Source organism: Actinomadura verrucosospora, from assembly GCF_039540335.1.
Taxonomy (GTDB): Bacteria; Actinomycetota; Actinomycetes; order Streptosporangiales; family Streptosporangiaceae; genus Spirillospora; species Spirillospora verrucosospora.
Map to the genome: position 1 here is coordinate 73870 of NZ_BAABEV010000004.1, position 23920 is coordinate 97789.

Here is a 23920-nt window from a genome sequence, read left to right on the forward strand (position 1 = left end):
GGCGCCGGGTTGACGCGGCCCGGCGGACGCGGACGGTCACCGTTGCGGGATCGACCCGCAAACCGACAAACAAGAACAGGAGAGACACGCGATGATGCCCGACCAAGACAGGTTGAACATCACCGGCCCGTCGCCGGTGGACGTGCTCACCAGGAAGTTCAAGGACGCGATCGCCGCCGCCTTCGGGCAGGAGCACTGGAGGACGGACCCCGTCATCCGGCGGGGCAAGCAGGCCGATCTGCAGGCCAACGTCGCCCTGATGCTGGCCAAGAACCTGAACCTCGACTCCCGGGTCGTGGCGCAGGAGATCGTGGACCATCTCGACGTCGGTGACGTCGTGTCCGAGGTCCGGATCAGCGGGCCCGGCTTCATCAACCTGACGCTGAGCGACGAGTGGATCACGGCACAGCTCCGGCGGATCTCGGCCGACGAGCGCCTGCGGGTGCTGTCGGCCCTGAGGCCGGAGCGGATCGTGGTGGAGTACTCCTCGCCCAACGTCGCGAAGGTGATGCACGTCGGCCACCTGCGGACGACGATCGTGGGCGACGCCGTCGCCCGCATCCTGGAGTTCCTGGGGCACGAGGTGATCCGGGACAACCACATCGGTGACTGGGGCACGCCGTTCGGCATGCTCATCGAGCACCTCCTCGACTTCGAGGGGGGCACCGATGCCGGGCTCGACGCGTTCGTGAGCGACACGGGCGCCTTCTACAAGGCGGCCAACGCGAAGTTCGTGTCGGACGAGGAGTTCGCCGGACGGTCGCGGCGGCGGCTCGTCGCCCTCCAGCGGGGCGACGACGAGACGCTGCGGTACTGGCAGCTCCTCGTGGACGTCTCCTTGCGTTCCTACAACGCGTTGTACGAGCGGCTCGGCGTCAGGCTGACCGCCGACGACGCCAAGGGGGAGAGCTTCTACAACGGGCTCCTCCCCGAGATCGTCGACGAGCTGGAGCAGCGCCGCCTCGCGGTGCCCAGCGAGGGCGCCCTGTGCGTCTTCCTGCCGGACTTCAAGGGCAGGGACGGCGAGGACAAGGCGGTCATCGTCCGCAAGAGCGATGGCGGGTACAACTACACCACCACCGATCTCGCCACGATCGTCTACCGGGTCGCCGTCCTGCGCGCCGACCGGGTGGTCTACGTGGTGGGCGATGAGCAGACGGAGCACTTCGAGCTGCTGTTCGCCGTCGCGGAGAAGGCGGACTTCCTGCTCAGGGGTACCGTGCTCGAACACGCCAAGATCGGCATGGTGACCGACCCCGCGACCGGCGGCAAGCTGAAGAGCCGGTCCGGCGACGCGGTCCCGCTGTCCGCACTGCTGGACGGCGCGTACGAGCGGGCCGCGGCGAAGTTCGACGAGAGCGGTCGCGGCGAGCGGTTCGACGCCGCGACCCGTGCCGCGATCATCCGCGACGTCGCCGTGGGCGCGGTGAAGTTCGCCGACCTGCTGGTCGCGCGGAGCAGCAAGTATCCGTTCGACCTCGAACGGATGATCGCGTTCACCGGCAGGTCCGCCGGCTTCGTGCAGTACGCCGGCGTCCGGATGAAGTCCGTCCTGCGCAAGGCCGGGCTGACGCCGGAGTCGGCCACGGGCCCGATCGTGATCGGGACCGAGGAGGAGCGGAACCTGGCGCTGCACCTGCTGGACTTCGGCGTCACGCTGGAGGAGGCGGGCGCGGCGGCGGCGCCGCACCTGGTGGCGGAGTACCTCTACGGCCTCGCCACCCGCTACACGGCCTTCTACGAGGCCTGCCCGGTGCTCAAGGAGGGCGTCGACGAGGAGACCAGGGCGTCCCGGCTGGCCCTGTGCGCGGTCACGCTGCGCACGCTGGTCACCGGCCTGGAGCTCCTCGGCGTTCCCTCACCCGACCGGATGTGAGGGACGCGTTCTGATCATTGAGCGTGTCCGTCCGGCGCCCGGCGCCGGGCGGACACGACGACGGGGAGGCCCGCCGGGCCTCCCCGAGCAGTCGGCGGGCCGCACCCCGCGCCGGTCGCTTCCGAGCGACCGGCGCCGGGCGTGCGGCCCGTTCTTCTTCGGGACGGCGGGGCGGCGGCCGCTCCCGCGACCCTTGACGACCAAGCGCTCGCTTGACTCCGGATGCGGCGGAACGGCACGGTGATGGTCCCCGACACGCGAGGAGCACCATGGCGCCGCTGGACGGACTGCGCGTCCTCGACCTGACGATGTGGCGGCCCGGGCCGTACGCGACGCAGCTGCTCGCCCAGCTCGGCGCCGACGTGATCAAGGTGGAGCCGCCCGGCGGGGAGCCGATGCGGATGTTCCGCGACCACTTCGACGTCCTCAACCGGCACAAGCGCGGCATGGTGCTCGACCTCAAGTCCGAGGACGGGCTCGCGGCGCTCAGGGAACTGGCCGCGGACGCCGAGGTCTTCGTCGAGGGGTTCAGGCCGGGCGTCGCCGAGCGGCTGGGCGTGGGCCACCGGACCCTCAGGGCGCTGAACCCGCGGCTCGTCTACTGCTCCATCTCCGGATACGGCGCGGAGGGCCCGCTCAGGGACGTTCCGGGACACGACATCAACTACCGCGCCCACGCGGCCGCGCTGCCCCCCGACGCCGTGTCGCCGGAGGCCGACGAGCTTCCCCTCGCGGACATGGCGGCCGCGACGACCGCCGCCTTCGCGATCACGGCCGCCTGCCTCAAGGCCCGCGAGACGGGGGTCGGCGACCGCATCGACCTCGGCATGGCGGACGTCCTGGCGCACTGGGTCGGCACCGTTCCGGCGGCGACCCGCCGGTCGGGCGCGGGGCCGGTGCCGGGCTACGGCGTCTACCCGACCAGGGACGGCCAGAAGATCACCCTCGGCGTCGTGTCCGAGGAGAAGCTCTGGGCGGCGACCTGCCGCGCGCTCGGCATCGGCGAGCACGCCGCCGTCCCGTTCGCCGAGCGGCTCCAGCGGATCCGCGAGCTGGACGGCGCGGTCGCCTCCGCGGTCGCCGGGCTCACCCGGGAGGAGGCCGTCGAGCGACTGGCGCGGGCGGGGGCCCCGGTGGCGCCCCTGCTGTCCCGCGCCGAGATGCTCGAACTCGACCACTTCAGGGCGCGCAGGGTCCAGGACGAGGGACCGGTGCGGACGGCCGTCCACCCGCCGCTCCCGCGGGGAGCGGTTCCGGAGCTGGACGAGCACCGGGGCCAGGGCTGGCGTCTCACGGAGTGATATACGGGTGGGATTGTCCGATCCCTTTGGCATGCTTGTGACGTGAACGCGCGTGCGATGAGTCCCGTCCTGGTCGGCAGGTCGGCCGAACTGCGGCAGCTGCGGGACGCCCTCGCCGCCGCGCCGGGCGCCGTGCTGCTCGGCGGCGACGCGGGCCTCGGCAAGACCCGCCTGGTCAGGGAGTTCAGCCGGGAGGCCGACGCCAGGACGCTGGTCGGCGGCTGCCTGGAGCTCGGTTCCGACGGCCTTCCCTTCGCGCCGTTCACCACGATCCTGCGCGGGCTCGTCCGCGACATCGGCGTCGACGGCGTCGCCGGGCTCGTCCCGCGCGGCGACACCGGCGCCCTGGCCCGGCTGCTGCCCGAGTTCGGGGAGCCGGAGAGCGACGCCGCGTCCGGCGAGGAGCGCGCCCGGCTGTTCGAGGTCGTGCTGACGCTGCTGGAGCGGCTCGCCGAGCGCGGCCCGGTCGTGCTCGTCATCGAGGACGCCCACTGGGCGGACCGGTCCACCCGCGACCTGCTGGCCTTCCTGATCCGCAATCTCGGCTCGGCGCCGCTGCTGATCGTCATGACCTACCGGTCGGACGAGCTGCACCGCACCCATCCGCTGCGCCAGCTGCTCGCCGGGCTGGAGCGGCTCGAACGCGTCCGCCGGACGGAGATCGGCCGGCTGGCCCGCGCCGACGTCGCCGCGCTCGTCACCGAGCTGCTCGGCCACATCCCGCCGCCCGGCCTCGTCGAGCGGATCGAGGCCCGCAGCGAGGGCAACCCCCTGTTCATCGAGGCGCTGCTCGACGACGACGGCACGCTGGCCTGCGAGCTGCCCGAGTCGCTGCGCGACCTGCTGCTGGCGGGCGTCCAGCGGCTCCCCGAGGAGACGCAGGACGTCCTGCGGGACGCCAGCGGCGGCAGCACCCGCATCGAGCACGCGCTGCTGGCCGCGGTGTCCCGGCTCGACGACGCCGCGCTGACCCGCGTCCTGCGGCCCGCCGTCGCCGCCAACGTCCTGGTCGTGGACGGCGACGGCTACGCGTTCCGGCACGCCCTGATCCGCGAGGCCGTCCACGACGACCTGCTGCCGGGCGAGTACACGCGCCTGCACACCCGCTACGCCGAGGCCCTGGAGAAGGACCCCGGGCTCGTCCCGGCCCGGCGGCTCTGGGTCGAGCTGAGCTACCACTGGACGCAGGCCCACGACAGCACGTGGGCGCTGGTCGCGTCCTGGCGCGCGGCGCGCGAGGCCCGCAAGGCGGTCGCCTACGCCGAGTGCCTGGCGATGCTCGAACGCGTGCTCCAGCTGTGGGACAAGGTCCCCGACGCGGCGGAGCGCATCGGCGCCGACCACGTCTCGGTCCTGGAGGACGCCGCGAACGCCGCCGACCTGGCCGGCGAGTTCGACCGCGGCATCAAGCTCACGACCGCCGCGCTGAAGGAGGTCGAGGCCGCCGACGGCGAGCGCGACACCGCCCGCTGGGCGGCGCTGCTCGAACAGCGCGGCCGCATGCTCTACCACGTGGCGCGCCCCGGCTTCGTCGAGGACCTGCGCGCCGCGGTGGACGCGCTGCCGGCCGACCCGCCGACCATCCTGCGCGCCCGGGCCCTGTCCACGCTCGGCAACTACGTGCGCATCACCACCTCCATCGAGGCGGCCCGCGAGGCGGCGCTGGAGTCCCTGTCCATCGCGCGCGCCCTCGGCGACCCCGTCGCGGAGACCGAGGCGCTCATCACGCTGTTCTGCGCCGACATCGACTACGACGACGAGACGCGCCTCGCCGAGGTCGGGGAGAGCGCCGAGCGCAGCGGCAACCACCGGGTGCTGCTCCGCTACTACGTGATCAGGTCGCACTTCCTGGAGGGCTCCGGACGGCACGAGGAGGCCGCCGCCGTCGCCGGGCACGGCGCGGAGCTGGCCCGCCAGTACGGCGTGGGCCGCACGCAGGGAACGTTTCTGTCCATCAATGAGGCCGAGCCGCTGGTCTCGCTCGGCCGGTGGGACGAGGCCCTGGCCGTGATGAACCACGCCCTGGAGCAGGACCCCGCCATCACGACCCGCACCTCGCTGCTCGTCCTGTCCGGCTGGGTGGCGCTCGTGCGCGGCGACATCGCGACGGCCAAGGCGCGGCTGGCGAGGTCGCGCGAGATCATGAAGCTCAAGCTGAAGTGGATGAAGACGCAGGACTACTTCAGCACCCTCTGGCTGGAGGCGAACATCGCCTTCGCCGAGGGACGCCCCGAGGCCGCGCTGGCGGCGCTGGAGCCCGTCCTGCAGCACACCGGCATGCCGGACGACGCCCGCTACACCTGGCCCGCGCTCGTCGTGGGCGCGGCGGCCTGCGGCGAGATCGGCGCCACCGCCGAGGAGCGTCTGCGCCGCCTGGAGGAGCGCGCCGCCGCCCTCGGGACGAGCGGCCCGCTCCAGCACGCGCACTGCCTCACGTTCGCCGCCGAACTGTCCCGGGCGCGCGGCATCCTCGACCGGGCCGCCTGGGAGGAGGCCGCGGCCGCGTGGGAGGCCCTCGGCAACCCCTACTACCGGGCGCGGGCCCTGGCCCGCGCGGCGGAGGCCGCGCTCGCGGCCGGGGACCACGAGGCCGCCGCGTCGGTCCTGCACACCGCCGCGCTGATCACCGACGCGCTGGGCGCCCGGCCCCTCGCGGAGAGGGTCGCCGACCTGCTGCGCCGCACCCGGATGCCGCGGCGCGGCGACGCCGCCGCGCCGCTCGGGCTGACGCCCCGCGAGTTCGAGGTGCTGCGCCTGGTCGCCGAGGGCCGCAGCAACCGCGACATCGCCGAGGCGCTGTTCATCTCGGTGAAGACGGCCAGCGTCCACGTGTCGAACATCCTCGGCAAGCTGGAGGTGGCGAGCCGCGGCGAGGCCGCCGCGACCGCGCACCGGCTGGCCCTGTTCGCCACCCCGAAGGTCGGCGCCTGAGCGGGCGCCCGCCCGCCTGATTCACGGCGGGGAATCTCCCCTCCCGGGATTCCCCACCGCGAACCGTCGGACCACACGGGAACTTTCGTGGCTGGCCTTTCGGGGACGCGGCCCACGGAAGCAGGCGGTGCTTCTCCGCCCGGAGAGGCGGACCGGGACCCCGTCCGGCCACTGCACAGTCTTGCGGTCCCGGGCCCGGACGGCGATGCGAGACATACCGTTTCGGCGTCAAGAAAAAAGCGACGGGGACGGGCCACCGGTGGTGACCCGTCCCCGTCCGCGCGCGGAACGCGGCGCTAGCGCGGGACGCGCGCGACGCAGAAGACCGTCTGGCCGAACGGCGGCTTGACGAAGCGCTCGATGGTGCGGGTGAGCGGCACGACCGTCCGGTCGTAGATCTTGACGAGCTTCGGGTCGGGGTAGCCGGCGCCGCCGCGGCGGACCGCGAACCACCAGGCGATCCCGCCCAGGAAGTTGATCGGCTTGAGCACCTCGGGGACGAGCCCGGCCTCCCGGACCGACGCCTCGAGCGTGGCCGGCGTGTACCGGGTGACGTGCCCGACCTTGCGGTCGAAGTCGCCGTAGAGCTGCATGTAGCCGGGCACCCAGATGACGATGCGGCCGCCCGGCTCGGTGACGGCGGCGAGGTCGCGCAGCGCCTGCACGTCGTCCTTGATGTGCTCCAGCACGTTCATCATCACGACGGTGTCGACCTTGCGCCGGATCTTGATGTCGGCGGGCAGGGCCAGGTCGATGACCTCGACGTCGTCGTTGCCTTCGTGGCGCTTGCGCAGCTCGCCGACGCAGTACGGGTCGTTGTCGCTGACGACGAGGTAGTCCAGGCGCCCGGCGAACTGCTCGGAGAAGTGCCCGAGGCCGGAGCCCACCTCCAGCATGGAGCGGCCGACGTGCGGGGCCACGGTCTGGTACTCGTACTCGCGGTAGTTGCGGGCCTCGTCCCCGCCCAGGTGGTTCTCCAGCGCGCCCTCTCCGGCGGCGGGCTGGACGACGTCCCCGTCAGGGGCGGGCCCGGCGGCCGTTCCGGCCTTCTTCGGACCGCTGCCGAGGAGGCTGAGGAGGGTGCCTGCGATGGACTTCTTCTGACCAGATGACTGCATTACTTCCCGCTCGCTGGGTGCGTTGGCGTTCGGCTTCTCGCTCGCCGGACCGTTCCCCCGCCCCCTCGGGACGGTTCGATCTCTGGCGCGAAGGTCGGGTCAGTCTACTCCCGCGCCGAAGCCGGACGCCCCGCGACGGCGGGACGCCCTCCCGAGGCCGCGATCCGCCGGGCGTGTCGCGGCCGATCCCCCCCCGCCGGGTCAGCCGATCGTCCGGTGCACGTCCTCCCGCTCGCTCGGGCCCGGCTCGGACGGCGCGATCCACGGCCCCGGGATGGACGGGTCCAGGACGCCCTCCTCCACCCAGGCGAAGTCCCCGGCGAGGACGGCCCGCGCCAGCTTCACGTCCATCGCGTCGGTGTTGCGCCACAGCCCGTCGAACAGCTCCTCGACGCGGACGCGCGCCTGCCGGCAGAAGGCGTCGGCGAGCAGCAGGGCGGATCTGCCCGGCGCCGTGGCCGGCCCCGTGCCGTTCGCGCCCATGCTGCCGAGCGGCCCCTGGTCGGACGCGTCGGCGGTCGCGCGGACGCAGACCGCGCTCATCGCGAACAGCTCGGCGCCGATGTCGACCATGCGGCCGAGGAACCCCTGCCGGTACTCCAGGCCGCCCTGCCAGCGTCCCGCCGCGTAGAAGGTCGACCGGGCCAGCTTGCGGGACGCCCGCTCGACGTACCGCAGGTGCCGGGCCAGCGGGCCGAACTCGGCGTAGGCGTTCGGCCGGTGCCCGGCGCCGGTGACGAGCGTCGGCAGCCAGCGCGCGTAGAACCCGCCCGCCTTCGCCGCGGCCCGCGCCTTGCGCCCGGCGGAGGCGTCCGGGTCGATGATGTCCCCGGCCACCGACAGGTGCGCGTCGACGGCCTCGCGGGCGATCAGCAGATGCATGATCTCGCTGGAGCCCTCGAAGATCCGGTTGATGCGCAGGTCGCGGAGCAGCTGCTCGGCGGGCACGCCCCGCTCGCCGCGCGCCGCGAGCGACTCGGCCGTCTCGTAGCCGCGCCCGCCGCGCAGCTGCACCAGCTCGTCGGCCACGCGGCACGCCATCTCCGACGACCACAGCTTGGCCAGCGCCGCCTCGATCCGGATGTCGTTCCGCTCGTCGTCGGCGAGCTGCCCGGACAGGTCGAGCATCGCCTCCATCGCGTACGCGGTCGCCGCGATGAAGGCGATCTTGGTGGCGACGGCCTCGTGCTCGCCGACCGGCCGCCCCCACTGCACCCGCTCCCTGGACCACTGCCGGGCGACCCCGGCGGCCCACTTGCCGCCCGCCGCGCAGATGGCGGGCAGCGACAGCCGCCCGGTGTTGAGCGTGGTCAGCGCGATCTTCAGGCCCGCGCCCTCCGCGCCGATCAGGTTCGCCTTCGGGACCCGCACGTCGTGGAAGCGCGTGACGCCGTTCTCGATGCCGCGCAGCCCCATGAACGCGTTGCGGTTCTCGACGGTGATGCCGGGCGTGGCCATGTCCACGATGAACGCGGAGATGCCGCCGCGGTGCCCGTCCGACTTCGGCACGCGCGCCATCACCACGACGAGGTCGGCGACGACGCCGTTGGTCGTCCACAGCTTGACCCCGTTGAGGACGTAGTCGTCCCCGTCGGGGACGGCCGTGGCGCGCAGCCGCGCCGGGTCGGAGCCGACGTCGGGCTCGGTGAGCAGGAACGCGCTGACCTCCCGGGCACAGCGCGGCAGCCAGGCGTCCTTCTGCTCGGGCGTCCCGAACATCTTGACCGGCTGCGGGACGCCGATCGACTGGTGCGCCGACAGCAGCGCCCCGAGGGCCGGGCTGACCGACCCCGCCACCATCAGCGCGCGGCCGTAGTAGAGCTGGCTGAGCCCGAGCCCCCCGTACTTCTCGGGGATCTTCATGCCGAGCGCGCCGAGGTCGCGCAGGCCCCGCACGACCTCGTCGGGGATGCGCGCCTCCCGCTCGATTCGCGCCGGGTCGACCTCGGCGGCGCAGAACGCGGCGAGCTTGGCGAGGAACCCCTCGCCCTTCGCCCGCTGCTCCGGCGACGGGCGGGGGTGCGGATGGATCAGGTCGAGGCGCAGGTCGCCGAGGAACAGCTGCTTGCCGAAGCTCGGCAGCCGCCACTCGGACTCCCGGGCCTCCTCGGCCACCTTGCGGGCCGTCCGCTCGTCGACGTGCTCGTGGGTTCGCTGGCTCATGTGATCGAAGTTTCCACTGGTCGGAAGCGGAAACCCCGGCCGGCTCACCCGGTCGCCATGTCCTCGAACATGTCGCGCAGGATGAGGAGCCCCTTGGTCAGGGTCTCCCGGTCCGTGGCGAACGACAGCCGGACCGAGCCCTCACCGCCGAACTCGCTTCCCGGGCGGACCGCCACCCCCCGCTCGCGGGCGTTCGCGGCCACCTGCACGGACGTCAGCCGCGAGTCGTGCCCGACGAACGCGTAGAACGTGCCGTCGGGGGCCCGCAGCCGGGTGCCGGGCACGCCGTCGAGCAGCCGCATCACCAGCTCGCGCCGCCCCCGGTACTCGTCCAGCATCCGCCGGACGGGCTCCTGGGGTCCGGTGAGAGCCGCCAGCGCCGCGTGCTGCACCGCGGTGTTGAGGGGACCGGCCATGCGGGTGTGCACCACCGCGGCCGCGGCGACCACGTCGGGCGGGGCGACCAGGTATCCGATGCGCCAGCCCGTCATCGCGTACGTCTTGGAGAACGTCTGGACGTACAGCACCCGCTCGGCGAGGCCGGGGATGTCCAGGACGGAGGTGAACCGCCGGGGGTCGTAGACGATCTCGTCGTACGCCTCGTCGGCCAGGACCAGCAGGCCGTGCCGCTCGGCGATGTCCCGCAGCCCCTCCAGCTCCTCCGCCGAGTACACGACGCCGGTCGGGTTGCACGGGTTGCAGATCGCGACCATCCGGGCGCCGGGAGCGGCCGCGGCCACCGCGTCCAGGTCCAGGTGCAGGTCGTCGCGCTGCGGCACGAGGACGGGCTCGCCCCCGGCCATCCGCACCAGGTCGGCGTAGAGGGAGTAGGTCGGGACGGGGATGACGACCCGGTCGCCGGGGTCGACGCAGGCGAGGATCGTCGCGGCCAGGGCTCCGCTGCCGCCGTGGGTGACGAGGACCTGGTCCGCCGCCCGCCCCGGCCTGCCGGGGCCGCCGGCCTGCCGGGCCAGGGCCTCCCGGAGGTCGGGGGCGCCGCTCCAGGCGGCGTAGTGGGTGGCGCCCGCCTCGACCGCGGCGGCGTGCGCCGCGCGGATGTGTTCGGGGGTCGCGAAGTCCGGCTCGCCCGACGCCAGGGAGATCACGTCCGCCGGCGGGCGGGTGGAGGGCCGCAGGGAGTGCCGGAGGACCTCCCGCACGCGGTCCGACGGGGTGAATGCGGTCACGGGCGCTCCTGCTGGCTCGTCGCTGATGTTTCCGGTGAGGTGGGGGAGAGGTCGCCGTAGACGTCGGGCCGCCGCTCGCGGGCGACGTCCACGACGCGGCGGGCGTCGGCCAGAGGCCGGCGGTGGAGGCGGGCGCGGACGACGGGATCCCGCGGACCGTGGTCGCCGGTGAGGATCTGGCCGGTGGGCCCGGCGACCAGGCTGCGGCCGGCGAAGTCCGCGCCGTGCTCGCTGCCCAGACGGTTGGCGAGCACGTAGTACGCGGTGCTCTCCCACGCGCGCGTCACCGCGCGGTGGGCGAGGATGTCCTCGGGGACGCCCGGGTCGGGGGCGTAGGCGAAGACGCAGACCAGGATCTCGGCCCCGGCCACGACCTGCCGGCGCGTGGCCTCGGGGAACCGCGAGTCGTGGCAGACCGACAGCCCGACGCGGCCGAGGCCGGTGTCCAGGACGTCGAACCGGTGCCCGGAGCCGAAGTACTTCGGCTCCTGGTCCCACAGGTGCACCTTGCGGTGCGCGCCGATCGTCTCGCCGTCCGGGCCGATGAGGAGGAGCGTGTTGTACAGCTCCTCGCCGCCCCCGCGTTCGGCCAGGCCGACGATGACGTGGGTTCCGGTCTCGCGTGCCGCGCGGCCGAGCGCCTCGGTGGTGCGGCCGGGGATGGTGTCGGCGGCGGCGGCCAGCCGGCGCCGGAAGTCGTCGCCGCCGTCCGGCGGGAGGTAGCCGGTGGTGGCCAGCTCGGGGAAGACGACGAGGTCGGTGGGCCGGCCGGCCGCCTCCGCCCGCACGGCGGCGGCCATGGCCTCGAGGTTGCCGGCCAGGTCGAGCGGCCGCGGATCGAACTGGACGATCGCGACGTCGACGTGGTCCTTCATGCCGTGCCGCCTTTCACAGGATCGTCGAGAGGAACCCGCGGGTCCTCTCGTGCAGGGGGTCGGCGATCACGTCGCGCGCGGGGCCGACCTCGACGACGCGGCCCTGGTCCATGAAGACGAGGCTGTCGCCGGCCTCGCGGGCGAACCCGGTCTCGTGGGTGACGACGATCATCGTCATGCCGGTGCGGGCGAGGTCCCGGATCACCGCGAGGACCTCGCCGACGAGTTCGGGGTCCAGCGCGGAGGTGGGTTCGTCGAACAGCATCACCTTGGGGTCCATCGCGAGGGCGCGGGCGATCGCCACGCGCTGCTGCTGCCCTCCCGAGAGCTGCCGGGGATAGCTGCCGGCCTTGTTGGCGAGCCCCACGTCGGCGAGGAGCTTCCTGCCGGTGGCCTCTGCTTCGCCCTGCCTGACCCCCTTCACCCGGATCTGGGCGGCGGTGACGTTCTCCAGCACGGTCATGTGCGGGAAGAGGTTGAAGTGCTGGAAGACCATGCCGATCTGGGACCGCTGGCGGCAGACCTCCCTGCCGCCGAGGTGCTGGAGGCGTCCGCCCCTCCCCTCGCGGTAGCCGACGAGTTCCCCGTCGACCCGGATGCGTCCGGCGTCGATCGTCTCCAGGTTGTGGATGCAGCGCAGGAAGGTGCTCTTCCCGGACCCGGACGGTCCCATCACGCAGACCGTCTCGCCGCGCTCGACCGTCAGCGACACGCCGTTGAGGACCGGCGTGGCGCCGTAGGACTTGTGCACGTTGTCGGCGTGCACCATCGGTTGCTCCATGGCGGCCCTCCTCCTAGATCTTCCGCAGAATGGGCATGCGCCGCTTGAGGGCGGCGAAGCGGTCGACGCCGTCGTCGAGGTGACCGCGTGAGAAGTACCGCTCCACGTAGCGCTGGCCGATCGACAGGACGGTGACGAGGACGAGGTACCAGATCGAGGCGACGATGAGCAGGGGGATCGTGCCGAACGTGCGGTTGTAGATGGTCTGGGCGGAGTGCAGGAGCTCGGGCACCGCGATGACGCTCGCGAGGGCCGAGTACTTGAGCATGGCGATGATCTGGTTGCCGGTGGGCGGGACGATCGCCCGCATCGCCTGCGGGAGCACGATGCGCCGGACGACCTGGACGGGGGTGAAGCCGAGCGCCTTGGCGGCGACGGTCTGCCCCCGGTCGACCGAGAGGATGCCCGCGCGGACGATCTCGGCGTAGTACGCCGCCTCGTTGAGGCTCAGCCCGATCACGGCCGCGGTGAAGGACGTCATCACCCGGTTGCTGTCGACGGCGGCGAACTCCGGTCCCCCGAAGGGGACGCCCAGCTTGAAGTGCGGGTAGAGCGTCGCGATGTTGTACCAGAAGATCAGCTGGACCAGCACGGGCGTGCCGCGGAAGAACCAGACGTAGGCGCTCGAGGCGAGGTAGGCCGCCGAGTTGTTCGACAGGCGCATCACGCCGAGGACGATCCCCAGCGCGATGGCGATGAGCATCGACAGGGCGACGAGCTGCGCCGTGACGGCGGTGCCCTTGAGGATCTCGGGGGCGAAGAGGTACTCGCCGACGACGTCCCATTCGAATCCGGGATTGGTGAACAGGGCGTGGGTCAGCCACACCGCCACGAAGGCCACGAGGAGCCACGCGATCCAGTTGCCCGGTTCCCGGGCGCGGCCGGCCTCGACCGGCGTCGCCTCGCTCGGATCGGGGTGCGGGACGACCTCGTGGGCGCGGGGGCGGTTCGGCCGCCCCCCGCCGGAGGCGGCCGGCCGCGCGACGTCAGGACCCGGTTTCATTGCGGATCTCGCTCGTCTTGAGGGCCTGGTCGGTGACCTTCCACCTTTCGAGGATCTTCTGGTACGTGCCGTCGTTCATCAGGGACAGCAGCGCCGCCTGCACGGCCTTCCCGACTTCGGGCTGCTTCTTGGAGTACGCGATCCCCGAGAGGGTGCGGGACCCGGGGATCGTCTCCTTGCCCATCACCAGGCCGTTGCCCGAGGTGGCCGCCACGTACTCGCCCACCGCGCGGTTGGTGAGGAAGACGCCGCGCTTGTTGCCCACGGCGAGGATCGTGGCCGCGCTCTTGTCGAAGACGTGGATCGTCATCTTGGGCTTGCCCTTGGCGACGCATTCCTTCTCGGAGTACTGCCGCGTGAAGTCGAGGGGCCCGGTCCCCTGGGTGCCCACGAACGTCTTCCCGCACATGTCGGCGGGGGTGACCTGGGGGGAGTAGTCCTTGTGCTGGATGATCCCCAGCGTGTTCTGGATGTAGTCGACGAAGTTCACCGCCCGGAGCCGTTCGGGCGTGGTGACGAGCTGGCTGACCGCCACGTCGTAGCGGCCGTTCTGCACGCTGGGGATGATGGTGTCGGCGCCGAGGTCGGCGATGCTGGTCTTCAGGCCGAGCTTCCTGCCGATCGCCTGGACCATGAGGACGTCGATGCCCGTGGTCTGCCCGCTGTCGTCCTTGTAGGAGAACGGCGGCCAGTCGAGCTCGCTCGCCACCTTCAGGGTGCCGGACTTCCTCAGCGCCTCCGGCAGTTCGGCCTGCGCCTTCTTGTCGACGGCGATCGCGTCGATCTTGAGGGCCGCCCCGGTGTCGGGTCCCTTTCCGTCCTCGGCGGAGGTGACCCCGCAGGCCGTCAGGGCCACCGCCGCCGAGGCGGCCAGGAGCAGCGCGCGGTCACGTCGAGAGTGTCGCAGTACGTTCATGGGGTCCTCGTTCGGGTCGTGCCGTGTCCTTGGGGCCCGCCGTAGGTGGACGGCTCGGGCGTGGTCCAGCCGTCCAGCAGGGACGGGTCGAGGTCGAAGATCTCGATGTGCAGGGGGCGGCAGTGCTCGGTGGTGTCCTGCGCGCCCGGTCCCCAGCGGGGCTGGGAGAGGTCGCCGCCGCGGCAGTTCGACAGCGCGCACAGCAGCGGGATCTCGGCGAGGAACTCGATGTGGTCGCCGGGCTTCGCGGGGGACGCCGCGGTGTAGTACTTGCCGTCGACCAGCCCCGTCAGCTGGAAGACGTTCAGGACGTCGTGCACGTCCATCTCGCCCAGCCCGAACGGCTCGACGGCGGAGACGAGGTTCGTGTGGCAGTGGTCGTCCACGTCCTCGCCGGTCAGCAGCTTCTTCATGTGCGGGTCGCAGCGGGAGCCGAGCAGGTCGTGGCAGCCGCCGCCGTACTCGTCGACGCCGTAGGCGACGCTGTCTCCGGTGATCGTCAGCATCGGCCGCAGGTAGGGCAGGCAGGACCACAGGCGGTCGCCGGTCGTGACGTGCGTGCCCTGGATCTGCCGGGTGCGCGCGGCCCAGAACCGCTCGCGCGGGTTGTCCGCGTTGAAGAAGTTGAAGTCGCCGACCTGCGGGCCTTCGGGCGTCGACACCCGGCAGACCTGGCCCGCCTCGACGCGCCACGCCTTCCCCGTGCGGATGGGGAGGGTGAACTCCTCGACGAGGGTGCGGCGGTCGGTCGCCTCGCCGATCGCCTCGTACATCGCGGTGTCGGTGTACTTGCTCGGCAGGATGCCGGCCGGATAGATCGGCTCGGGGCGCTGAGAGGTGGTCATTCGCCGTCTCCGCTCGTGATGGTCATGACGAGATTGCCCATGTCGTCGACCCGGACGGATCCGGAGGGGCCGACGACGACCGTCGACTCCGTCTCCTCGATCAGCGCGGGCCCGGCGACGGTGCTGCCCGGGGCGAGGTCGACGCGGCGGTACACCGGCGTGTCGGTGTAGTCGCCGACTTCCGCGAAGTACGCGGGGCGGGTGCCGAGGGGGGCCGCGGAGTGCGCGGCGGCGCCGGTGGCGAGTTCCACGGTCCTCACCACGGGCGAGGAGAGCGCGCGCAGCCGCCAGGAGATGACCTGGGCGGGCATGCCCTTGAGGACCCGGTCGAACCGGGCGCGGTACTCGGTCTCGAAGGCTTCGACCAGGCCGGCCGTGTCGTGGTCGCGGACGACGTCGAGCGGGATCGGCACCGTCAGCTCGTATCCCTGGCCCACGTACCGCATGTCGGCCGCGGCCTCCAGCCTGACGTCCGCGGGGTCGACGTCCGCCTCGTCGAGCTGTGCCCGCGCCTGGCTCTCCAGTTCCTTCAGGACGGCGTCCACGGCGTTCCAGTCCGGCTCGTCGAGAGGGACGACCAGCGACGTCGTGCACTCGACGGCGCGGGGCGCCACCAGCATGCCGATCGCGGACGCGACGCCGGCCCCGCGCGGGAAGACGACCTCGCCGATGTGGAGGAGGCGGGCGACGTCGTAGGCGTGCACGGGCCCGGCCCCGCCGAAGGCGACCATCCGGTAGCGGCGCGGGTCGCGCCCCTGCTCGGAGATGTAGAGGCGGGCCGCGGTCGCCATGGCGTTGTTGACGACGTCGGCGATGCCGGCGGCCGTGGTGCGCCTGTCGGTGCGCAGGCGGGCGGCCAGCAGGTCCAGGGCCCGTCCCGCGGCGGCGGTGTCCAGCGTCATGGCGCCGCCGAGGAAGCTGTCCGGCGCCAGGTAGCCGAGCTCCAGGTCCGCGTCGGTGACGGTGGGCTCGGTGCCGCCCTTGCCGTAGCAGGCGGGGCCGGGGACGGCGCCGGAGCTGCGCGGGCCGACCTTGAGCAGCCCGAGGTCGTCGACCCACGCGACGCTGCCGCCGCCGGCGCCGATCTCGATGAGGTCGACGGTCGGCACCCGGACGGGGAACCCGCTGCCCCGCTTGAAGCGGTGGGCGCGGGCCACCTCCATCAGGTGGGTGCGCGCGGGCGCGCCGTCGTGGACCAGGGAGACCTTCGCGGTCGTGCCGCCCATGTCGAACGCGACGACGTCCTCGAAGCCGCAGGTCGTCGCCATGTGGGCGGCGGCCATGGCGCCGGCGGCCGGTCCGGACTCGACCAGGGCGATCGGGCGCTCGGAGGCGGCGCGGGCCGTGGTGATGCCGCCGTCCGACAGCATGATCATCGGTGGGGTGCCGAGCCGGTCGGCGAGCCGCCGCAGGTACCGGGTGGCCAGCGGCTGCACGAAGGCGTTGGCGGCCGCGGTCGAGAACCGCTCGTACTCCCGGATCTCGGGCGCCACGTCGGCGGAGGCGCAGACGGTGAGCTCGGGGAACGCCTCGCGCAGGATCTCGACCGCGCGCCGCTCGTGCACCCCGTTGCGGTAGGAGTTGATGAACCCGACGGCGACCGCCTGCACGCCCTGGTCGAGGAGCCGGCGGCCGGCCTCGCGCACCGCCTCCTCGTCGAGCGGCTCGACCTCGGAGCCGTCGGCCCCGATCCGCCCGTCCACCGTCAGCCTCAGGTGCCGGGGCACCAGCGCCTCGGCGCGGCGCAGGAAGAGGTCGAAGGTGTCGTAGCGCAGCTCGTTGGCGATCTCCAGGACGTCGCGCCACCCGGTGGTGGTGATCAGTCCGGTCGGGGCGCCGCGGCGCTCGATCAGGGCGTTGGTGACGAGGGTGGTGCCGTGCACGACGAGCGGGGCCCCGCCGAGGGCGTTCAGGCCGTCGATGATGGCGTCGGTCGGGTCGTCCGGGGTGGTGGGGAGCTTGTGCACCTCCACCACGCCGCGGACGGGGTCGTGGACGGCGATGTCGGTGAAGGTTCCGCCGACGTCGACGCCGGCGATTCTGGGTACCTGGATGTCGTTCACAGTCCGTAGACCTCCCGGGCCGCGGTCTCCGAGACGAGTCCGGCGTGGACGTCGGCCCGGACGGCGTCGCGGTCGCGCTCGGCCGGGTCGCCGTAACCGCCGCCGCCCGGATAGTCGATGTTGATCCGGTCTCCCGGACGGATCCTGCTGCGTCCCTTGAGCGGGAAGCCCTCGCCGCGGCCGTTGACCGTCACCCGGGAGGCCCCGCCCGGGTGGCCGCCGAGGATTCCCTCGGGGCGGTTGCGGACGTGTTCCACGAAGAGGGACAGCGTGCACTCGCCGGGGGCGAGCAGCTCGATCTCGACGTTCTGCCCGAGACCGCCGCGGTACTTCCCCGCTCCGCCGGAGTCGGGGAGGAGCTCCTTGCGCCGGATCCGCAGCGGGGCGGTGGCCTCCAGGGCCTCCATGGAGCCGGCCTCGATGTTCGAGGGGAAGCACGTCGTCGACAGGCCGTCGGCGACCGGGCGGGCCCCCATGCCGCCGTTGATGAACGGGATGGCGGTGAACTGCCTCCCGGACTCGTCGCGCGGGCCCGAGATCACGGCGCGCAGCGACGGCGCGCTGCCCGACTCGGCGATCACCCGGTCGGGGATGACGGGCGCCAGGGCCTTGTAGAGGGTGATGGCCAGGCAGTGGCCGACGAGCTGGCGGGCGTTGACCGGCGCGGGGTAGCGCGGGTTGAGGATCGAGCCCTCGGGGGCCGAGACGGTGATGCAGCGGTAGGAGCCCTCGGCGCGCGGGGTGTTCGGGTCGAGCACGCACTTGAGCGGGTAACAGGTGTACGCGTCGGTGTACGGCTTGACCACGTTGAGCGCCCGCGTCACCTCGGGGGAGGTGCCGGTGTAGTCGACCGTCATGGCGTCGCCCCGGACGGTGACGGCGACCTCCAGGTGGACGGCCTCCCCGTCCATCGTCCCGTCGAGGTCGTGACCGGCGCGGTAGGTCCCGTCGGGGATCGCGGCCACGGCCCGGCGCATCGACCGCTCGGAGAGCCGGCAGATCTCGCCGGAGATCTCGTCGAGGGAGTCGACGCCGGTCTCGTCGGCGAACTCGACCAGGCGCTGGGCGGCGGTTCTGCCTGCGGTGACCTGCGCCATCAGGTCCCCCACCACCTCGACCGGCATGCGCAGGTTCGCCCGCAGGATCCTCAGCAGCGTCTCGTTGAGCTCGCCCTGCTCGATGAGCAGCATCGGCGGGATGAACATGCCCTCCTCGTAGACCGAGCGGGTGTCGGCGGACCAGAGGGCGCCGCTGATGTCGGCCATGTGGGCGATGCTGCCGGTCCAGCCGAGGAGGCGGCCCTCCCGGAAGACCGGGGCGATGACCGTCACGTCGGGCAGGTGCCCGGAGGTGATCCAGGGGTTGTTCGTGCAGGCGACGTCGCCGGGACGCCACTGGTCGGCGGGGCGCCAGGCGAGCATCTCCGCGAGGGTCACGCCCATCGTCATGTTGAAGCTGGGGATGCCGATGGTGTTCTCGGCGATCGCGTTGCCGCGGGCGTCGAAGACGACGCAGGCGAAGTCGTTGGACTCCGTGACGATGGGCGAGAAGGCCGTCCGTTTCAGGGTCGTCGCGGCCTCGTCGGCGATGGCGATCAGCCGGCTCCAGAGGATCTCCAGTGTGATCGGGTCGATGCGCGCAGAGGGCGCCAGCTCCTCGTCGGCGGCGCCGATGTCGACTGCGGTCATAGCCCACTCCCTCCGTTGACCTGGGTAAAGGTGGGTGGCCCTATGGTTGGCGCGCCCCCGCCGCGCTGTCAACTATTCTGGCGAACAATTTTGTGCACCCAGATTGTTGACAATCCGTCGGGCACCTCACATGCTGAAGGCGGCCCGCCACTCGACGCGCCCCCGCCGCACCCCCGAAGCGACCTGCCGGGTCGGCGGGCGAGGAGCCCCCAGAGATGAGGTAGAGCATGTCCACACGTCCACCGGAGAGCCCGGCATCGCTCCTGGTCGTCAGCGCCCACGCCGGCGACTTCGTCTGGCGCGCGGGCGGCGCGATCGCGCTGGCCGCCGAACGGGGCGAGAGAGCCACCGTCGTCTGCCTGAGTTACGGCGAGCGCGGGGAGTCCGCCCGCGCCTGGCGCGAGGGCAGGCAGCTGGACGAGATCAAGGAGATCCGGCGCGCCGAGGCCGAGAACGCCGCGAAGGCCCTCGGCGCGGAGGTCGTCTTCCTCGACGCCGGCGACTACCCCCTGCGGGAGACCCCCGAGCTGGTCGACCGCCTCGTCCGCGTCTACCGCGACGTGGCCCCGAGCGTCGTCCTGACCCACACGCTCGCGGACCCCTACAACGGCGATCACCCGGCCGCCGCCCGCATGGCCCTGCAGGCGCGCGTGCTCGCCCAGGCGATCGGGTACGACGCGCCGGGCGACCCCCTCGGCGCCCCGCCGGTGTTCTGCTTCGAACCGCACCAGCCGGAGATGTGCGAGTTCCGTCCCGACGTCCTGCTCGACATCACGTCCACGTTCGAGCGCAAGCGCGCCGCGATGGAGTGCCTGCCCGCCCAGCAGCACATGTGGGACTACTACACCGATCTCGCCCGGCGGCGCGGCGTGCAGCTGAAGCGGAACGCCGGGCCGAACCTCGGCCTGCCCCACGCCACGATGGGCGAGGCCTACACGCGGCTCTACCCGCAGGTCACGGGGGCGCTGGCATGAGCGGCGGCCGGATCCGGGAGGAGTCGTGATGGAGAAGGTGATCGTCACCGACCCGCCGCGCGCCCCGCTGGACCGGGTCGACGCGCTGGCCGCCCACGGCGTGGCCACCGTCCACGAGGCGCTGGGCCGCGCCGGATACCTCGGGCCGGGCATCCGGCCGGTGCACCTCGGCTCGCGCATCGGCGGGACGGCCGTCACCGCGCTCTGCTGGCCCGGCGACAATCTCATGATCCACGCCGCGGTCGAGCAGTGCCGCCCCGGCGACGTCCTGGTCGTCGCGACGACCTCGCACTGCGCGGACGGCCTGTTCGGCGAGCTCTTCGCCACCGCGCTGATGAAGCGGGGGGTGCGCGGACTGGTCACCGCGACCGGGGTCCGCGACGTCGACGACCTGCACCGCATCGGCTTCCCCGTGTGGTCCGCCGCGGTCAGCGCCCAGGGCTCCGTCAAGGCCACCGCCGGATGCGTCAACACGCCCGTCGTCATCGGCGGGCAGACGATCCGCCCGGGGGACGCCGTCCTGGCCGACGACGACGGAGTGGTGTGCGTCCCCCGGACCGCGGTCGACCGGGCGCTGGCGGCGTCCCGGGCTCGCGCGGAGAAGGAGGAGGCCACACGCGCCGCCTTCCGGGAGGGCGAACTCGGTCTGGACCGGTACGGGTTGCGGGCCACGCTCGTCCGGCTCGGCGTTCGCTACGTCACCGCCCGGGAGTACGCCGCGGAGCGCGCGGCCGAGGACCGGGCGACGGGGAGCGCCCGGTGACGGCGGGAACGGCGGACGGCGGCGTGCCCTGCATGCTCCTGCGCGGGGGCACGTCCAAGGGCGCGTACTTCCTCGCCGGGGACCTTCCCGGCGACCCCGCCGAACGGGACGATCTGCTGCTGCGCGTCATGGGCGCCCCCGACCCCCGGCAGATCGACGGGCTGGGCGGGGCGACGTCCCTGACCAGCAAGGTCGCGGTCGTCTCGCGCTCCACCCGTCCCGGCGTCGACGTCGACTACCTCTTCCTCCAGGTGGGTGTGGACGAGGCCGTGGTCAGCGACCGGCAGAACTGCGGCAACCTCCTGGCCGGGGTGGGGCAGTTCGCCGTGGAGCGAGGGCTCGTTCCGGCCGGCGACCCGGAGACCGTGGTGCGCATCCGCATGGTCAACTCCGGCAGCGTGGCCCGCACGCGCTTCCCCACTCCGGGAGGCGTCGTGCGGTACGCCGGCGGCACCGCGATCGCCGGCGTCCCGGGGACGGCGGCGCCGGTGGTGCTGGAGTTCGCCGACACCGTCGGGTCGGCGACCGGCCGGCTGCTTCCCACGGGCGGCGTGCGGGACGTGGTCGACGGGATCCCCGTCACCTGCGTCGACAACGGCATGCCGGTGGTCGTCGCCGCCGCCGCGTCGTTCGGCCTGAGCGGCCACGAGTCCCACGCTGAACTGGCCGCCGACCGGCGGCTGCTGGAACGCGTCGACCGGCTGCGGATCCGGGCCGGTGCGCTGATGGGGCTGGGGGACGTCACCGCCTCGTCCGTCCCGAAGACCACGCTCGTGGCCGAGCCGAGGGACGGCGGCATGCTCGCCACCCGGACGTTCATCCCCGTCACCCCGCACACCGCGATCGGCGTGCTGGGCGCCATCTCCGCCGTGACCGCCGTCCGCCTGCCCGGCGCCGTCGGCCACGACCTCACCGCGTCCTGGCCGGCCGGCGGCACCCGCGTGGACGTCGAGCACCCGACGGGGCACCTGGTGATCGAGGTGGACGTCGATCCGGCCGCCGAACCGCCGGTAGTGCGGCGCAGCGGCGTCGTGCGGACGGCGCGCAAGCTGTTCGACGGGACGGCGTTCCCCCGCGGCTGAGGCGCCCGGCCGCCGGCGGCCTCACTCGGCCGGGAGCGGTCCCAGCGCCAGCTCGTCGCCCTCGCCGAGGGCCCTGATCACATCGAGGACGTGCTCGCGCATGGCCGCCTCGGCGGCCTCGGCGTCCCGGGCGGCGACGGTCGCGATGATCCGCAGATGCTGGGGCAGGGACTGCCCCGGCCGCCCGGGGCGCAGGGCCAGCCGGAAGCGGTGCCGGACGAGCTGCGCGTGCATGCCCTCGAGCATCTCCATCGCGACCGGCTGGGCCGCGATCTCCCGGATCCGGGTGTGCAGCCGCTCGTTCAGCTGCGAGTACCGGAGCGGGTCCCCGTCCCGGACGGCCGCCTCCATGCTCGCGCCGATCGTGCGCAGCTCCTCGGCCTCGTCGTCGGTGACGTTCTCCGCGGCCTTGCGGGCGCACAGGCCCTCCAGCACCATGCGGCACTCGTACATCGCGATCGCCTCGGCGACGGTGATCACGCGGACCCGGGCCCCGCGGTTCTTGATCCGCTCGACGAGCCTCTCGGCGGTGAGCTCCACCAGCGCCGTGCGCACCGCCGACCGCTTCACCTGGAGCAGCTCGGCGAGATCGCCCTCCACCAGCCGCTGCCCCGGGGCCATCTCGCCCGCGAGGATCAGCGCGCGCAGCCGGTCCGCCGGGCTCTGGTCGTCGGCGGCGGGACCGCTCCTTCGGGACACCAACGGGGACTCTCCCTCCGGATGCCCGCCGGGTCTCGACGGGTGCCTATATTCGCAACAATATTAGCGCCATTTTCTCAGACACTGAGGGCGCAGGGAAGGGCCGCGCCGCGACCCGGGCCTCCGGGTCAGTGCGCGGCCAGGCCGTCCACCTCGGCCGCGAAGAGCCGCGCCGGGTCGAAGCCCATGCCGGCGAAATGGCCCGCGAGCTCCAGGGACAGGACGCCGTGGCAGCGGGTCCAGAAGGTCAGGGCGCGGTGCAGGGCCGCCGGCGGGGCCGGATGGCCGCGCGCCCAGTCGCGGTGGCCCTCCAGGTGCGCGTCGAACGGCGTGGCGGGCTCCTCCTCGGGAGGCGCCGCGCAGGCGTCGAGCAGGATCGCCATGATCTCGTCCGAGACGGCCGTCGTGTCGTCCGGCGCGTGGTAGCCGGGCACGGGGGTGCCGTAGACGAGGAAGTACCGGTGCGGGTCGGCGAGGGCCCAGCCGCGCACGGCGTGCGCGAGGCCCGCCAGGCCGGCGCCCGCCTCGGCGGCGGAGCGGAGCGTGTCGGCGAGGCTCCGGTAGGCGTCCCGGACGAGTTCGGTGATCAGCTCGTCGCGTCCGGCGTAGTAGCGGTAGAGCGCGGGTCCGCTCATGCCCATCCGCTTGGCGATCGCGTTGAGGGAGAGCGCGGACGCGCCCGCCGCGGCGATCTGCTCCCACGCGCGTTCCTTGATCTCCGCACGCACCTGCGCCCGGTAGCGCCCGCGCGGGCTCCCGGTGTCCGGCTCCGCCATGACGGGCCTCCTCTCCGCCGACGAAGCTACACCGCCAAGAATTAGTTAGAAGGTATCACCGAGCCCGTTGACGCGGCCCGGCCCGGATGGTTATAACTTCTAACGAAAGCACGAGCTTCTATCGAAGGGGACACCATGTTCGGCAACAGCACCTCGGGCCCGTCCGTCCGCCGCCTCCGTTCCGGGGGGCGGACGCGCGCGACCGCGCTCACGCTCTCGCTCGCCGCGGGCGTGCTCGCGGGCGCGGTCCCGGCCGCGCACGCCGCTCCGGCCGACCGCGGCGGCCGGTCGCAGTGCCGGGGCGAGGGCGTCGATCCCGCCGCCCTCATCCGCTACCGGAGCGACATCCTGATCAAGGCGCCGCTGAGCACCGTCTTCGGGCTCCAGGCGGACGTGGAGCGCTGGCCGGACTGGCAGGAGCCCGTCCTGTCCATGAAGCGCCTCGACCCGGGCCCCCTCCGCGAGGGGTCGAGGTTCCGGTGGACCACGCCGGCGCCCCCCACCCCGACGACGCCCGCCACGACGCTGACCATCACCTCCACCGTCCAGCGGCTGCGGCCCGGAGTCTGCGTCCTGTGGAGCGGGCCCGCGATCGGTGAGGGGGTCCGCATCGACGAGGGCGTCCACCTGTGGACCTTCACCAGGGTCAGGGGAGGCGTCCGCGTGCACACCGAGGAGACCTGGACCGGCGACCAGGTCGAAGCGGACGTCCCCCGGGCCACGGAGATCCTCGGTCAGGGGCTCCGGGCCTGGCTGGCCGACCTGAAGTCCGCCGCCGAGGCCCGCGCCGGCCACGGCCGGTGACGGCGCCACCGGGCGGCGAACTTCGTCGAGGAGCCGGACCGCTGCGCTGAGCGCCCGTTTTGTGCCTGGGACGTA

The 23920-nt window shown here is 72.9% G+C and carries 19 protein-coding genes; 7 read left to right on the plus strand and 12 right to left on the minus strand.

Annotation, left to right across the window (positions count from 1 at the left end; all coding sequences use genetic code 11):
* The first annotated feature begins 91 nt into the window (after positions 1–91).
* From argS to ABD944_RS06135, 3 genes are all read left to right on the plus strand, one after another.
* The gene (gene argS, locus ABD944_RS06125; protein ID WP_345173236.1) at positions 92–1876 is read left to right on the plus strand and encodes an arginine--tRNA ligase; all 1785 of its coding nucleotides are present in this window, start codon (positions 92–94) and stop codon (positions 1874–1876) included.
* A 269-nt stretch (positions 1877–2145) separates the two neighbouring features.
* Positions 2146–3177 (plus strand): CaiB/BaiF CoA transferase family protein, encoded by a 1032-nt coding sequence (locus ABD944_RS06130; RefSeq protein ID WP_345173238.1) that lies wholly within the window; start codon positions 2146–2148, stop codon positions 3175–3177.
* A 42-nt stretch (positions 3178–3219) separates the two neighbouring features.
* Entirely contained in the window at positions 3220–6108 is a 2889-nt protein-coding gene (locus ABD944_RS06135) for a helix-turn-helix transcriptional regulator (protein ID WP_345173239.1), read from the plus strand.
* A gap of 296 nt (positions 6109–6404) precedes the next feature.
* On the opposite strand, the gene ABD944_RS06140 is transcribed toward ABD944_RS06135, so the two are convergent.
* From ABD944_RS06140 to ABD944_RS06185, 10 genes are all read right to left on the minus strand, one after another.
* A complete protein-coding gene (locus ABD944_RS06140; protein ID WP_345173241.1) occupies positions 6405–7226 on the minus strand; it encodes a class I SAM-dependent methyltransferase in 822 nt (273 codons plus the stop codon).
* A 201-nt stretch (positions 7227–7427) separates the two neighbouring features.
* Positions 7428–9389: an acyl-CoA dehydrogenase family protein gene (locus ABD944_RS06145; protein ID WP_345173242.1), complete on the minus strand. Its 1962-nt coding sequence runs from the start codon at positions 9387–9389 to the stop codon at positions 7428–7430.
* Between the two features lie 44 nt (positions 9390–9433).
* Positions 9434–10576: a pyridoxal phosphate-dependent aminotransferase gene (locus ABD944_RS06150; RefSeq protein WP_345173244.1), complete on the minus strand. Its 1143-nt coding sequence runs from the start codon at positions 10574–10576 to the stop codon at positions 9434–9436.
* The gene (locus ABD944_RS06155) at positions 10573–11451 is read right to left on the minus strand and encodes a carbon-nitrogen hydrolase family protein (protein WP_345173246.1); all 879 of its coding nucleotides are present in this window, start codon (positions 11449–11451) and stop codon (positions 10573–10575) included. The genes ABD944_RS06150 and ABD944_RS06155 overlap by 4 nt, the downstream gene beginning before the upstream one ends.
* 13 nt (positions 11452–11464) lie before the next feature.
* Positions 11465–12232 carry an amino acid ABC transporter ATP-binding protein gene (locus tag ABD944_RS06160; RefSeq protein WP_425550301.1) on the minus strand — a complete coding sequence of 256 codons (768 nt, stop codon included), beginning with the start codon at positions 12230–12232 and terminating at the stop codon, positions 11465–11467.
* A gap of 13 nt (positions 12233–12245) precedes the next feature.
* Positions 12246–13235: an amino acid ABC transporter permease gene (locus ABD944_RS06165; RefSeq protein ID WP_345173247.1), complete on the minus strand. Its 990-nt coding sequence runs from the start codon at positions 13233–13235 to the stop codon at positions 12246–12248.
* Positions 13219–14151, minus strand: a complete 933-nt coding sequence (locus ABD944_RS06170; RefSeq protein ID WP_345173249.1) for a transporter substrate-binding domain-containing protein — start codon at positions 14149–14151, stop codon at positions 13219–13221. Before ABD944_RS06170 ends, ABD944_RS06165 begins: the two co-directional genes overlap by 17 nt.
* The gene (locus ABD944_RS06175) at positions 14148–14996 is read right to left on the minus strand and encodes an urea carboxylase-associated family protein (RefSeq protein ID WP_378188426.1); all 849 of its coding nucleotides are present in this window, start codon (positions 14994–14996) and stop codon (positions 14148–14150) included. The genes ABD944_RS06170 and ABD944_RS06175 overlap by 4 nt, the downstream gene beginning before the upstream one ends.
* Positions 14993–17059 (minus strand): hydantoinase/oxoprolinase family protein, encoded by a 2067-nt coding sequence (locus ABD944_RS06180; RefSeq protein ID WP_345173251.1) that lies wholly within the window; start codon positions 17057–17059, stop codon positions 14993–14995. Before ABD944_RS06180 ends, ABD944_RS06175 begins: the two co-directional genes overlap by 4 nt.
* Complete coding sequence (locus tag ABD944_RS06185) at positions 17056–18747, minus strand: hydantoinase B/oxoprolinase family protein (RefSeq protein ID WP_345173252.1); 1692 nt, start codon at positions 18745–18747, stop codon at positions 17056–17058. Before ABD944_RS06185 ends, ABD944_RS06180 begins: the two co-directional genes overlap by 4 nt.
* A gap of 227 nt (positions 18748–18974) precedes the next feature.
* Here ABD944_RS06185 and ABD944_RS06190 point away from each other — a divergent pair, with 227 nt between their 5' ends.
* From ABD944_RS06190 to ABD944_RS06200, 3 genes are read left to right on the plus strand one after another with little or no spacing between them, the layout of a single operon-like run.
* Positions 18975–19721, plus strand: coding sequence for a PIG-L deacetylase family protein (locus ABD944_RS06190; protein ID WP_345173254.1), 747 nt, complete (start codon positions 18975–18977; stop codon positions 19719–19721).
* Positions 19722–19749: 28 nt separating this feature from the next.
* Complete coding sequence (locus ABD944_RS06195; protein ID WP_345173255.1) at positions 19750–20484, plus strand: 4-carboxy-4-hydroxy-2-oxoadipate aldolase/oxaloacetate decarboxylase; 735 nt, start codon at positions 19750–19752, stop codon at positions 20482–20484.
* Complete coding sequence (locus ABD944_RS06200; RefSeq protein WP_345173257.1) at positions 20481–21566, plus strand: 4-oxalomesaconate tautomerase; 1086 nt, start codon at positions 20481–20483, stop codon at positions 21564–21566. The genes ABD944_RS06195 and ABD944_RS06200 overlap by 4 nt, the downstream gene beginning before the upstream one ends.
* Positions 21567–21587: 21 nt before the next feature.
* On the opposite strand, the gene ABD944_RS06205 is transcribed toward ABD944_RS06200, so the two are convergent.
* Positions 21588–22265, minus strand: coding sequence for a GntR family transcriptional regulator (locus ABD944_RS06205; RefSeq protein ID WP_345173259.1), 678 nt, complete (start codon positions 22263–22265; stop codon positions 21588–21590).
* A gap of 128 nt (positions 22266–22393) precedes the next feature.
* Entirely contained in the window at positions 22394–23041 is a 648-nt protein-coding gene (locus tag ABD944_RS06210) for a TetR/AcrR family transcriptional regulator (protein WP_345173260.1), read from the minus strand.
* A gap of 135 nt (positions 23042–23176) precedes the next feature.
* Here ABD944_RS06210 and ABD944_RS06215 point away from each other — a divergent pair, with 135 nt between their 5' ends.
* A complete protein-coding gene (locus ABD944_RS06215) occupies positions 23177–23845 on the plus strand; it encodes an SRPBCC family protein (RefSeq protein WP_345173262.1) in 669 nt (222 codons plus the stop codon).
* Positions 23846–23920 lie beyond the last annotated feature (75 nt).